Origin of the sequence: Sutcliffiella sp. FSL R7-0096 (assembly GCF_038595065.1) — a bacterium.
Classification (GTDB): domain Bacteria; phylum Bacillota; class Bacilli; order Bacillales; family Bacillaceae_I; genus Sutcliffiella_A.
The window spans coordinates 2469836-2483749 of the sequence record NZ_CP152003.1 but is presented as its reverse complement, the minus strand read 5'-3'; the positions used below and the strand labels follow the sequence as shown (position 1 = coordinate 2483749).

At 34.7% G+C, this 13914-nt stretch carries 12 protein-coding genes; 11 read left to right on the top strand and 1 reads right to left on the bottom strand.

Annotation, left to right across the window (positions count from 1 at the left end):
• Positions 1–352: 352 nt before the first annotated feature.
• Entirely contained in the window at positions 353–1057 is a 705-nt protein-coding gene (locus MKY77_RS12550; protein ID WP_339146163.1) for a MerR family transcriptional regulator, read from the bottom strand.
• 164 nt (positions 1058–1221) lie between these two features.
• Here MKY77_RS12550 and MKY77_RS12545 point away from each other — a divergent pair, with 164 nt between their 5' ends.
• The 11 genes from MKY77_RS12545 to MKY77_RS12495 all read left to right on the top strand — a co-directional run bounded on the left by MKY77_RS12545 (position 1222) and on the right by MKY77_RS12495 (position 13642).
• The gene (locus MKY77_RS12545; protein ID WP_339146162.1) at positions 1222–1638 is read left to right on the top strand and encodes a hypothetical protein; all 417 of its coding nucleotides are present in this window, start codon (positions 1222–1224) and stop codon (positions 1636–1638) included.
• Between the two features lie 688 nt (positions 1639–2326).
• Positions 2327–5488 (top strand): ATP-binding cassette domain-containing protein, encoded by a 3162-nt coding sequence (locus MKY77_RS12540; RefSeq protein WP_339146160.1) that lies wholly within the window; start codon positions 2327–2329, stop codon positions 5486–5488.
• A gap of 66 nt (positions 5489–5554) precedes the next feature.
• On the top strand, positions 5555–5734 hold the full coding sequence (locus MKY77_RS12535) for a VOC family protein (protein ID WP_339146159.1): 180 nt from the start codon (positions 5555–5557) through the stop codon (positions 5732–5734).
• A 743-nt stretch (positions 5735–6477) separates the two neighbouring features.
• On the top strand, positions 6478–7146 hold the full coding sequence (locus tag MKY77_RS12530; protein ID WP_339146158.1) for a DNA alkylation repair protein: 669 nt from the start codon (positions 6478–6480) through the stop codon (positions 7144–7146).
• Positions 7147–7733: 587 nt separating this feature from the next.
• The gene (locus MKY77_RS12525) at positions 7734–8111 is read left to right on the top strand and encodes a YmaF family protein (RefSeq protein WP_339146157.1); all 378 of its coding nucleotides are present in this window, start codon (positions 7734–7736) and stop codon (positions 8109–8111) included.
• Between the two features lie 408 nt (positions 8112–8519).
• Positions 8520–9308 (top strand): DUF2935 domain-containing protein, encoded by a 789-nt coding sequence (locus tag MKY77_RS12520; protein WP_339146156.1) that lies wholly within the window; start codon positions 8520–8522, stop codon positions 9306–9308.
• Positions 9309–9789: 481 nt separating this feature from the next.
• Positions 9790–10239: a CBO0543 family protein gene (locus tag MKY77_RS12515; protein WP_339149807.1), complete on the top strand. Its 450-nt coding sequence runs from the start codon at positions 9790–9792 to the stop codon at positions 10237–10239.
• Positions 10240–11008: 769 nt separating this feature from the next.
• Positions 11009–11503: a CBO0543 family protein gene (locus MKY77_RS12510; RefSeq protein ID WP_339146155.1), complete on the top strand. Its 495-nt coding sequence runs from the start codon at positions 11009–11011 to the stop codon at positions 11501–11503.
• A gap of 590 nt (positions 11504–12093) precedes the next feature.
• Positions 12094–12258, top strand: a complete 165-nt coding sequence (locus MKY77_RS12505) for a hypothetical protein (RefSeq protein WP_342515343.1) — start codon at positions 12094–12096, stop codon at positions 12256–12258.
• Between the two features lie 139 nt (positions 12259–12397).
• On the top strand, positions 12398–13276 hold the full coding sequence (locus MKY77_RS12500; protein ID WP_339146154.1) for a GNAT family N-acetyltransferase: 879 nt from the start codon (positions 12398–12400) through the stop codon (positions 13274–13276).
• A 12-nt stretch (positions 13277–13288) separates the two neighbouring features.
• Complete coding sequence (locus MKY77_RS12495) at positions 13289–13642, top strand: DUF1801 domain-containing protein (RefSeq protein WP_339146153.1); 354 nt, start codon at positions 13289–13291, stop codon at positions 13640–13642.
• The last annotated feature ends 272 nt before the right edge of the window (positions 13643–13914 follow it).

Here is a 13914-nt window from a genome sequence, read left to right as displayed (position 1 = left end):
TTAATTGGCTTAATGTAATAATGTACTTAAAGGGAAGCGTATCTACAATGAGATACGCTCAGACTGTTGACAAACTATAAACTAATTAGGTTATCTGTTGGAAGAGTTGATCTTCGTTCCAGGAGCTTCGCTTTCCGCGGGCAGTCCGGAAGCCTCCTCGGGCTACGCCCTGCGGGGTCTTCCATGTCCTTTCCTCCCGCAGGAGTCTTCGCTCCTTCCACTGCGATCAACTAGAATATTTCATTATTTTAAGCTTTGTCTACACACTGAGCGTATCTACAATGAGATACGCTCTTTCACTGTTGGAGGATTGTTTTAAGTTTAATTCCAATTACGATACCTAATTTATTTTCTACTCTTTCTTTTCCTTGTTGACAGCATCCAAAAGGTATTGTATAGATGCTATGCCTCGCACTTGTTCTGTAAGTGCATAATCAATGTATTCTAATGATTTTAAAGCCATTTTCTTAGCCTGACCAACGTTGTTTTTTTCATGGTCTGATAATACTTCACGAACAATATCCAAAGAGTAAACAACTCTTTGAACAGTTCGGATGATTAGAACTCTCCGAATATCAGAAGGACTATATATTCGAAATCCACTCTCTTGGTGCCGTTCAGGATTAATTAATCCTTCTTTTTCCCAATGCCGAATAGCTGATGCAGATACATTCGTTTCTCTTGCAACTTCTCCAATAGTAAAATACTTTGTATTACGGTAATTAGGAATTTCTGTTAACTTTTTCAAATCTAGAATTTCAACTGTTCTTTGTACAGTTTCCTTTTCCTTATAAAGTTCAACTTGTGCTTTATTAATTACCCATAACGCCTTTACAATTTCCCCATTTTTGATAAGGGGCATTACTTTTTTAATTAAGTCCATCCCAAAGCCAGGTAATAAAGAACGAATACATTTAAAATACAACTCATGCTCGTTCGAATAAATACGGTATCCATTTTCTGCTCTCTCAACTGCAGGAATCAGTCCCCATGATTCATAATGCCTTAATGCACTGGTGCTTATATCCAATTTCTTAGCTATTTCAATACCTTTCATAAAAATCCCCTTTCAAAACTTACAATTTAAAGTTAAAGCACATGACGGGTTTTAATTATACAATAACTATTTTTCCAAGAAAAATATAATAAACATTAGCATTTGCATTAATATTATACTATAGAAATGTAAGGTTAAAATTAATTCTAAAGGAGTGAATATTTATGAAAAACCAGCAAGTGAATCAAACAATCGTACCTTATTTTATGGTACTAAATGCAACACAATTTATTGAATTTACTGGGGAGGTTTTCCAATCGGAAGTAATAAGTGTTAACAGGTTAGGAGACACAGAGGGTGTAGTCCATGCAGAAATGAAAATCGGTGAAAGTACTGTTTATTTTGCAGATACATCTTATGATGGCAGTTGTGGTCCAGGAGTATGTGGAGATATAAAGAATGATGGTTTAGTTCCTATACAAATGTATATTTATGTTGAAAATGTTGTGGACACTTATGAGAAAGCAATTAAAGCAAGGGCAACATCCCTTATGGAAGTCACGGAAAATGAAGAAGGTGGCTACATGGCTGGTTTCGTAGACCCATTTAGTAATTTATGGTGGATTCAATCTAAAAAGTAAATTAGTAGAAGATTTTAATAAGATACGGACTGGAGCTGGGTAAGCCAGTTCCATTTTGCAAATACTTTCTAATTCTAACGGGAGCTTATTTGGCTTAAGTGGTGTATGGCATCTTAATGGTCATGCATGTTACGGCTATTCCATTTTACTTCGCTTTGTAGCAATCTTTGGGACTATTAAGTTATATTAACAAGAACTTAGCTTTATTGGAACTAGCTGTGAGAGCCAACCTATTTAAGGTTGATTAATGTATTCAAGAGCAAGCTATTCTAATGTGATACTTTCCTCCATTTGTAATATGTAGTATATTAACGAAGGTACATACCGATTGATCGCTGGTTAACCTCTTTATCACTCTAAGTGATGTGGATAAATCAAAAGAAGTATTTGAAAAACTGCAAAAAGGATGCGACGTTATCATGCCACTTCCGAAACATCGTGGAATCCCGCTTATGGACAAATAAGAGGTAAATGTAGCATAAAATAGTTAAAATATACCATTTTAGAGTAAAATACTTAATGAGTTGAAACCGCCATCATCTTACGCTTTTTCGGAACAGGGAAAGCGTCTTTTTTATCTGATAAAAGGTTGGGAATACGTTTGTCGATTGATCAAACATACAACCTAATCAATTGGATGCTTACCGATAATGGCAATACTAAGTTAGAAAAGGGTGAATAGAAAACAATGAAAATTAATCAATTAATTGCGAACAATATTAACATATTAGATGCAGCGCTTCCATCGGATCAATCGTTAGGCATTGCGGGCTTATCAGGATCTGGTAAAACCACTTTTTGTAAAACCATTGGTGAAGAGTCTAAGAAACGTCTCGTTTCCTTATTACCAAAAGCGGAATATCAGTATTTATTTCAAGATTTAATGGAAACCAATTTCAGTGCGATTAAAATGGAAGAAATGCCTTTAGTACTTTTCCTTGGGAGATCATCTATTTCTTCTAATCCACGCTCTACCATTGGTACGCATACTGGCGTGTTTACAGAAATACGCGTAAGACTCGCTGAAAAATTTAATCTTTCTCCAGAGGTCTTTTCCTTTAATAATGAATTAGGCTGGTGTCCCAAGTGTAAAGGCCGTGGTACGAATAAAAATGTCGAGTGTACTCAGTGTAATGGAAAGCGTTATAACGAGGAAGTGGAGCAGTATACTATCGATTTGCTTGGAAAACCGCATAGTATATCAGATATCAACAACTTAAGTATGGAAACGATACTCTCCCTTTCAGTAGATTTAAATATTAGTGAAGAAAAACAACATCTACTTAAAAACATTATCAATATGAATATAGGTTACTTAACCTTAAATAGAATTATGGGTTCCTTGTCAGGGGGAGAATTAACTCGACTTTACTTAGCGGAATTCATGGCTGTAAGTGAAAATACGGTCATTATCATTGATGAAATTTCAGTTGGTATTGATCACGACACATTACTGAAAATTTTAGAACAAATTGAACAATTAGGCTATAAGAATCAAATTTGGCTAATTGACCATTCTGATACAGTGCTCGATACAACAGAGACCCACGTATTTTTTGGACCTGGTAGTGGTAAATATGGTGGTAAAATCGTAGATGAATCACCTCGCCCTAAAGCCGTTTACATAGAAAAAAATGAGGAAGAGCCATTAGCGTACTACCAATTTCATGATTTATATTGTCGGAACATTCAAATGGAGGGAATTAATATACCCAAAAATAGATTGGTAACAATTACCGGAGAGTCTGGATGTGGTAAATCTACACTTGTCAATGAATGTATTGCTAAAGGTTTCCAGATACAATACAAAAAGGATAAACTCGTTAAGGTAGGACAAGATCGTAACCAATCTATTACTAGTAGGTCAACTGTTGCGACGTTTCTTGATGTTAAAAAGAAAATGACAAAATATAGTCAAGAAATTGAAGATATTTTTGATCGCTCTATTGAAGATATTATTGATGAACTTCCAAATGAAGATATTGCCCATAAACGTTTGAGCTTATTGTTTAAGCTCGGTCTAGGTTATCTGACGTTAAATCGGAAAACTCAAACACTATCTACAGGTGAATTTCAATGTGTCCATTTAGTCTCGGAACTGTTTGCAAATACTAGAAAACCTCACACACTATTCATTTTTGACGAACCTTCCAAAGGTCTATCACAAAATATATTAAATCAATTCATTGATAGTATCAGGGATATTCTACAAGATGAAACTGTGTCTATCTTGATGATTGAACATAATAGCTATATGATGGAATCTTCTGATTTTATCGTTGATTTTGGTAAGAGAAAGAATGAGCCTGTCACTCATCTAGATGTTGTTCCTCACCGTGAATATTTTGAAACAAAACATAGGGAAGATATCCTGTTACCATCGCCTATTTCGTCAACACTCCAAACTCAAAATGGCATTACGTTTTTAAAAGAACATCATATCGACTATTTTAAAAGTGCTGAACATGTTTATAAGGGTGGTATCTTAAAAAGCTTATCATCAATGGCCCGTTTGATTTATGGGGAATACGATTCTAACAAGATCGCACCCGTGATTGCCATTGACCTTGAAAGACATTTGTATAGCCAATATAGTTTCCTTTATGAAATTGGTGGCGTCATTAATCATATTATTGCATCGCATCCGACGAATAAAGATACTAGAAGCTTTGATTTCTTTTCAAAGGATAATCATTGTCCATCCTGCTCAGGACGACTTGAGATTGAAATATTTGATAAAGATCTCGTGATTCAAGACAAAAACCTTCCGTTTTGGGATGGCTTATTCTACCCAGAAATAATGAAAGTATTAAAATTTTACCAATACGAAAAAATAGAATTTCTATTTGAAGAAATAAAAAATGAACTCGGGCATGACCTGACGAAAAGCTATAATGACTTGTCCGAGGAAGAAAAGCATACCTTCTGGTACGGTTATTTTGAAAAGTCATTTTATGATAAGAAAGGTAAGGCACGAAGAACATGGGTAGGATTCAATACCATCATCGGTGGATATATTGTTATTTCAAAATCGATCATTAAAGAGCAAATGAAGACTTCCAAAGAAAGGATTACATGTCCAATTTGTGAGGGTACTGTGTTAAATCACCAGAAACCGCTTAAGTTTGGAAATAAAGATATTCGAGAAGTGATTAATTTGCCGATAAATCAAGTATTGCAAATGGTAGGCGATATACCTGCACTCGTCCAACTGAAATCGATTATAGGTGGCGAGATGATATTAACAGAAGATGTCTCATTACTCCCTAGAACAACACAGGTCTCCTTAAAAATGTTTGAATTAGAACAAGCAAGCTTTACGGGCTATGAAATGGTATTACAAAATGCCTTGCCATTCTGGGAAACAATACAAGACAATATCGAATCCATTAGCACCAATAACCAAGTGACGATCTGTGATTTCCCTTCTATCAATGAAACAAGAGAAACGATCATAGAAAAGTATTTCACAAATGGAAAATACAAAAAACTAACCTATGTTTATGAAGCATTTGGTTACAAAAAATTAGTTACTCAAATCAACAAAATTAAAAAAAGCCTCCCATGTCCATTTTGTAAAGGGAAAAAAGTGCTATCAGAAGATAATCTGCATGATGGCGTGTTCAAATTAAGCCTCCCATGTGTGAGTTGTCATGCTAGTGGCATCAATGATGATGGACTTAATGAACTTGTTGAGGGCATACAAGTAAAAACTTGGTTAACGGGAACCGTGAGTGATGTTGTGGATGAAAACTTATGTACCGATGCGGTTGCAGCTATTCCAATCTTTAATCGTATTCGTGAGTTAAATAAACAAGATATGATGGCGGTTTATCAATGCCTTCAATAGAGAACCTGTAACCAAAGGACTCGTTAATTTCAACATTAGATTCTGAGAGACACTTCAACGGGAAAAGTGGATGTTGTTGCCCAAGAGTATGTGGAGAGCTTCACTGTTTATAATAGACTTAAAGAAGGTGGAACTGTTGACATGGAGCTTCAAGAGACCTTTTGGGCTAAACTTTATGGTCGAGTAACCGATAAATTCGGTGTAATTTGGCAATTAAATCTAAACAACGAAGAATCTTCGTATTAATCTTTCTAACATGAGGGTGTCCCAAGTAAAATAGGGACCCCTTTTTGTCAGATGAAGAAAAGATACTTATGATAGCGCAAAAGGACTTTCTAAATTTGGAGTGCTAGTTTTGATCTTCTGGAGAGCGAGTTATTGAAAGCTAATATGAAAGAACACTAAATCATCATAAGGGGGAGTTTTATGATGTTGCTACAGAAAAAATTGGACAACCGCAGATATTTGATTAGCTCTAAGAGAGTATCATGATCAGTCCGAACATGGTTGGAACTTAATGTTTATGAGACTTAAAGAAATTGTTGACCCACAAGGTAAATAGTAGGCAAGAGGTAGATACCATTCTAGCTAAAAATGAAATTTTAGGTGGATTCATTTCAAAAAAGGTACTAAAGATAAGTATAGTTACTCAGGATATAGGAAAGATCCAGACAATATTTGTTGGAAATTATATTTTGGAGTGATTGATGAGAATATGATATTGAACAACTTACTTGGCTCACTAACGGGTGGTAATCGTCCTTTTTCAACTAATGGGTAGCGTTTCTATAAAAGGAATGCTCTCTTTGTATCCAATTAAAAGGAAGTAAATGTTATAATTATTATAAAGATGGGTGCAATTCTATTATAGGTGGAGTAAGCTTTAATACGAGATTAACAAAAATATTAACTTTGGAGGCACACACACCACTGCAATAAACTTCAAGGACATATTTTGAAACAGTGCTGTAATAAAGGAGTTGTATAAAATGAATGTAAACAAAGATACAGAAATAAAACGCTCTTCAAAAGCAGAAAACATTCTACCTCAGATTAATAGTAAAACGAAGCTAGGCGACTTACGTAAAATCGCTAGGGACATTAAAAGAGATCACGAGCTAGCTATAGAACTTTGGTCAACCGAAGAGTTTTTGCCCAGACTATTAGCAATCTTAATTATGGACAAAAAACTTCTTTCACAAGATGTGCTAAATAAGCTTGATAAGGATATGCAGACTCACACTTTTGATGAACGAAATAACTTAATGGATTGGTTAATGGCTAATCAGCTCACCAAAGACAAGAAGAACATTGCATTGATGGAGTCATGGGAAAATAGTCCCTCGGCTCTTCAAAGGCGAGCTTTCTGGTATTATCAAGGGCGATCGAGATGGACCGGACAAACACCGCCTGATAACACGGCAGACTTGCTATCTGCATTAGAAGCTAATATTATGCAGGAAGAACCGGAAGTTCAATGGGCTATGAATTTCACCGCTGGCTGGATAGGCGTTTATGATGAAAAGTATCGTGCACGTTGTATTAAACTTGGTGAGAAAACGGGTCTCTACAAAGAGGAAATGGTATCAAAAGGATGTACACCCAATTATTTGCCGGAGTTCATTACGATTGAAGTTAACAAACGAAATAATAAATAGTAACCTCTGAAATTTTATTAGGGTTTAATGCAAAAAATAAAGGAGTTCTAAGCCTCAATATGAAAATTGTAATAGGATTGGACCGAAAAATAAAGAAAACGACGCGTTATGGGAACTAGTTAGTGTAATATGCAAGTAAGTTATAAAGGATTAACCCATTATCTCTTTTAAATCTTTAGGGCGCTTATCTTTAAGAAGAACTATTTTCCAGCAACGTTGTCCAACGATACTATTCAATATATAGAGGAACTTCAACAATTTGGCGCTTTCCTGGAAAAAGGGATTAGCGCCTATTTTCATTCTAGGGCCAGATTGTTGAATAACTCTTACTATGAGTAGTAGACGGATACTGCGCAGCTATTGATCGGGCACTATTAATTACATAATATTATTTATTGTTAATCTTACTAACTGTTGCTTAAGTCTCTTTTTAATAAACTGTCTATTTTATGGGGTACAGTTCAAACTGCTTGGCTTTTTTGGGATGGAACGGAACATCGTCCCAACAAGAAATTCCCTAAATTAGGTACATGAATCCACTCTTTGCTCATAAGATACAAGAGTAAATAGAAAGGGGGATTGAAAAAATGACAAATGTACAAGTAACAGGATTTATGTATCATTCTGATGATGGTAGTTCAGAACACTCGCATAATCTCTTTATAACTACATGGGATGGGCGACCTGTTCATACCCATGAATTTAGGGGAGTAACGTCTTTTGATGTAGGGCATGATCATCGGTATGTAGGAACAACTGAACAAGCACCAAGCGGAGTTCAACATACCCATCGTTATTTTATTTTTACATCGTTTGATGCAGCACACAGACATGTTATTCGTGGGACAACAGGGCCAGCGATTTCTGTACCTGAGGGAGGCCACTTCCATGAATTTAGTGGAGTAACTACAGTTGATGGTGAAACTCCACATAGACATAGATATAGTGGCAGAACTAGTTTATAAACAATGAAGAATGTATCGTTATTCCCCAAGAATTTTATGCTTTTCACATAGGGATAGTACACAAGCTATAATTAGATAAAAACATACCTTGCTAGTATGTAGTAAATATACACAATTTTATTAAGAGGGTAATACGGTGAGCAGCTGTGCAGGAACAGGCTTTGCGTTAATCGTTGTACTGTCCATTTATAGTAGGGACAGCGTTTGTTAGACCATATTAAAAAAACTTAAAACAAATTTAACGGTCAACATAAATGTGTTGGCTTTTTTTGTAGTTCAATAACATTGGCAATACAATAGCCTAATTAAAAGACGATTACACTTGAACCATTGATAGGGTAAATAACGAATTAGTACAAAGTATCACACATATATATAGAAAGGTAGGTTTAAATTGGGAGGGGTAATATGGCAAATCCAATCGTTGAGAGGTCATTAGACGAAATCCGATTTTGGTCTAGAATTATGAAAGAACATGCCTTATTTTTAAGCTTGGGTTTTACTTATGAACAGACACAACTTATCAAAGAAGCTCGACAGTATATTTCATTGTTCGAAAGTATTGAAGAAAAGCTAGCTAGATTTAACGTAAATTCAGATTTAGGTCAAGTGCAAGCCTTTAATAGTGAGGTTTACCAAGCTGCAGCAGCAATATGGGGCTACAAACGAAAAGTTTTAGGCTTAACTTTAAGTTGCCAAATCCGTCATAACAATTTCCCTTTGTTAGTTGATCATATAAGTAGAGAGGCAGCATATTTTGCTAATCGTTTAAAAGAACTGAATGAAGGGAAACTTGCCCCAGAACCAGATGCTGTGATAGAAGAAAATGTATTTTTCTTAAAGATTATGGCCGACCATGCAAAGTTTATTGGACATCTTTTAGATCCTTCGGAAAGAAAATTGGTTGAACAGGCAAGAGATTTTAGCCACGATTTCGACCAATTGATGTTTCAAGCGGTTGATTTGGACTCCATGCGTCCTCAATCAGAAACTAAACCTATTTTAAGTCAATTTTTAAATCAAAATAAAGTATCGGTTGCTTCCTTAAGGGATTTCAAGAAAACAGCTAGAGAGTTAATCGAAGGTTGTCGTATAAAAAGTAATATTCATCCTCTTTTGGCTGACCATACATTTAGAGAAGCTGAGAGATTTTTAGAGATTATAGATCTATTTGAAGCAAGTCTGAAAAGAACATGATTTTCAGCAAACTGGGTGCAGTGACTGAACAAGGAGTTTTCGTTACGGCAGCTCTTATTTCGTTGTAAAAGAGGCAGTAATGTTGAAGAAGAAAGACCAAAATACAACAGGTCTATTGATTGCGCATTCCAAGGATACTATTCAATAGAAAAAGGATTTTCAATCAGGCGTTTTCCTGGAAAAAGGGATCAGCGCCTATTTTTCATTCTAGGGACAGATTATGGAGTGATTTATATAACGCAGTACACTAAAAATTTTGCAACATCAGTTTTCACTTTTAATTGGATTCGTAAAAAAATACATAAGCTAATTTTAATGGAGGAAAATTACTATTTTATAAGACGTAAACAGAAGTATTGTTATTAACCTTCGCATCAAATACAGTGGCTACACTAGTTAAACTAATCAAAGTTGACTACTTTATCTTGAAGTTGTTAATAATTATGATAGTACTTAACTAGGGGAGATGCTAGTGTTATTTATGTATATAGTTGCCATATTTCTAATTGTAGTTGTATGGTTCATGCCAAAAAGATTAACCCGCCAAGAGATGTATATTACTTGGATTATTGTTTCATATATTGAGATTACAGTCGATTTATCACTAGGACATGTAATGGACTTGTATTATTTTGCCCAAGAACAAAAAATAAGTCCTGAAGCATTGATTATTAAAATGATTGTATCTCCACTATTTGGAATTATTTTTTCTAATTATATTCCTAAAAGATTTTTACAATTTATGGGGTATCTAATATTTTGGGTACTATTTTCTACTTTTTTTGAATGGTTAACAATAAAGTTTGGATATCTAACATATAAGAATTGGAGTTTGTGGTATTCTTTTATTTTCTACATCATTGCTGTTCTTTTTATGAGATGGAATTTGTGGTTTATTAGGAATACGCCAAACAAAAATAGAAAAATCTAGTCAATGGTTAGTAATTTTCAACAACGGGTGCGATCCAGGAAAAGGATCAGCACTCGTTTTTATAAGGTCCAAAATGATAAATGGCTAATTGTAGGAATTCTTAGATTATTAAATAATTGGTATAAAGTGTCAGGAAGTATTAGTTGAAGAAGGTATGAATATCTCGATATAGAGCAATTAGGAAAGAGGAGATGAATTATATTAAAACACTATCAATCTTATTGACCTTTTTTGGAGTTTTTTTATCATTTATTGGTTTGATTCCTTATGTCGTTCATTTCCCGACTAGTGACCCGACAGCATCAGGTCCAAGGAATTTGTGGGAGGTACTAATCTACTTTGCTTATGATTGGGAAGGATGGTATTTGCCTATTGGAATAATAATGTTGGTAATGGGTTTGCTTGTAAATTATAGAATTATAAAGTGGATTTTTCTTGAACTAACGGTAAAGTTTCTTCAACAAGGGAGTTGAAATATTCTTCAGCAGGACAGAGTCAAGAGAGAAGGATCGTTATTAAACTCATCTACGTATACTTCTTTACAATAGAATGCACCAAGTGAATATATCAAGAGCGTGATTTGATCAGTCTTTTTTCAAAACACGCTCTTTCTTTTTGTTCGTTTATCAAGGTTATAAGTAACAATTTGATAAATTATCACAATTTATACCAATGGAAATATACAAAAGGAAGGTAAAAAGAATTTTTTGCAAAAAAACTCTCATAAATTAATAAAAGAAAGACACAATAGTTTAAGGAGGCGTTATTTATGAAAGACAAAATTATACTTCAAATAATAACTGTTTTAGGCTTAGGAGGTTGGTCTTTATTATTTCGAAAAGGACCAATAAAAGATTGGTTTCTCGTTTATTTATTTAAGACATTTATCACTACTTTAATTGATGGCCCTGTAACAAAGAAGAAATTAGTTACATACCCATATAGGTTTTTGGCTAATATTTTTGAAACAAATATTATATTCGATTATATAATATTTCCCTTATTATGTGTGTTTTACAGTCAATTCACATATAAAATGAAACTATTGAAAACAATAGTAAGCGTTTTTTTATTCAGTTTACCAATGACAGTAATTCAAGAATGGCTTGAAAGAAATACTCAATTAGTAAAATATAGCAGAAGATGGAGTTGGATTAATACTCTATCGGTTCTTACTATGACGTTCTGGTCATCACGTATATTCATTGCTTGGATTAGATTTATAAACCAAAAAAGAAAAAATCTCAATCTTATTAAAAACTAATTTTTTGGAGCCTATTTGGCAGCTCCTTTTCATAATTCTACAAATGGGTTTTGTAAAAGCGACGTTGTAGAGGCGATTATGACAATCGGAATAAATATTCATTTAGAACTAGAAGTACGAAGAAACATTGGTTCACACCATCTATAATTTCTCTATGATTTCTTCCCTCATGACTTCTAACCTCAATCAACTGCCCTTGATATGCCAAAGCTAAGCGATCCATTTTTGCTCTCCTTTAAAGATTGTAATCTTGGGTACGTGGGTTTACTGAATTTTTTGTATGTGACTTTTTTATCCTTGAGGTAGTGCTACAAGTCCCTTGTATATAGAAAGTTAGATGCGTAAACAATGGAGAAAAGAGAGGAGATTTTCTATTGTTGGAGAATAATTATTATAGTTGATATGTTTCCTCGGGTTTATCACATTTTCATTCTTCAGTAAGTGTGCGCGTATCTCTGAAACGCGCTTTTTTAATGGACCGGAATACTGAGGAAGTCATGGTGAACTTAGAAACAGAGGATATATGTATGAAAAGGAAGTGGTAAGAGAACGCAAAAGGAAAAATTGAGAATGTTGGTTTTGCTAGTGTTATGGTGACAAGTAGCGCCATCGAAAAAAAGGTTATAGAGGATAATAAACCAGAAGCGTCAATGGAAGTTAAGTTAAAAATTCAGGTTTTGGAACGAGAAACAGGAATCTCGAATGATCTGATCATAAGGGACCTAGAAAAGCTTTTTGAAGAAAGAGACTCTTAAGATTTTATCGACTTTTTAAAGGAAAGTCAGCGGATGAAATATATTGTTTCTTAGCCATTATTTCTATATTAAAATAAATACTAGGGTAGAGAGAAACAATTCTGAATTTCCTATATGAAGAATCGAGGAGGTTAGATAATTGAGTAAACCTGTAATTCGAACTTACAAGGATTCAAATGATTTAAAACGGATGCAGAAAATCACGCAAGCTATATGGTCACTTGAACCTAATTACCATATAGGCGACCTAGCTTGGCAACGCTATCGACACGCTGGACGCGAAGATAATTGGGATACTGCAATTTGGGAAATGGATGGGGATCCGGTTGCTTGGGGATGGATTCAAAAACCAGGTGAGTTAATATGTCAAATTGATCCCAGCTTTCCTGAGGTTGCGAAGGATGTCATTGAATGGTTTAATAAAATTAATAAAACCAATGAGCAAAAAGTGACTGTTTTAGAAACGGAGTCGCATCTTATTTCAGCCCTGGAAGATTCGTTATTCAAACCATTAGCAGAAAATCCAGAAGTCCTCACAAAAATTTCATTGGATAGTTGTTCATTCTCTGTTCAATTGCCAGATAAGTTTAAAGGCCGCCATATCATGGGCTCTGTGGACTTAAAAAATCGTGTGGCAGTACATAAAGCTGCATTTCATAAGTCCAGAGTCACTGAAGAAAGTTACTTGAACGTTATGAATATCTATCCTTATGATTCTTCTCTTGATTGGGTAATAGAATCCCCAAATGGTGAGTTCGTAGCATCTTGTTTGATTTGGTTTGATGAAGTGAACAAGGTGGGGTTACTGGAACCTGTTGGAACGGATCCGAAATTCAGGAGAATGGGATTAGCCAGTTCAGTCTGTAAGCTTGCTCTCAATGCGTTGAGTGATAAGGGGGCAAAAACCGCAGTTGTTGTTTGTACTTCCCCAGATGCATTTGAGCTTTACAAGTCTATTGGTTTTGAACCATTCGCTCAAACAAAATCATTTCATCGTCTAATTGAAAACGATCTATAGGAGAGTTAAACCATGAACACAAGAGAAAATATTGAGGTCACGAAATTAATTGAAACGTTAACCGAGCCAATTCAAGAAATAACTAACCACCTAAGGGAGATTGTTTTTAAGTCTTCTTCAGAAATTATCGAAGAGGTTAAATGGTCTAAACCGAGTTATGCACAAAATGGACTAGTATGTTATTTAGCCACTGCTAAAAAGCATGTGAACTTAGGGTTTTATCGAGGTTCAGACCTTTCTGACAAGGGAGGTGTCCTTCAAGGAACAGGTAAACAAATGCGTCATATACAGGTAAAAAAAGTTGAGGACATTAAACCAGATTTGTTTATTTCTATGATTCAAGAGGCAATCGAACTTAATAAATAATATTTTTGTATTAACCAAGAGGGGCGATTACATTCAAAGTGATCGTCCCTCGAACAATATTTTGAGGGGCTTTCCCATGATGATAGGCTGATTTTACATTATTATTTATGTTAGATACGGTCAAAAATCCTCCTACATATAAGAGCAGGGGAGGGTAAGAAGAAAACATTAGATAATAAGAGGAAAAAGTAAAAATTAGAGAAATGATTGCAAAAGATATCTCTCAACTTGAGCAATTATATGGAAAATTTCGGGGTGAAAAAACTCAATTA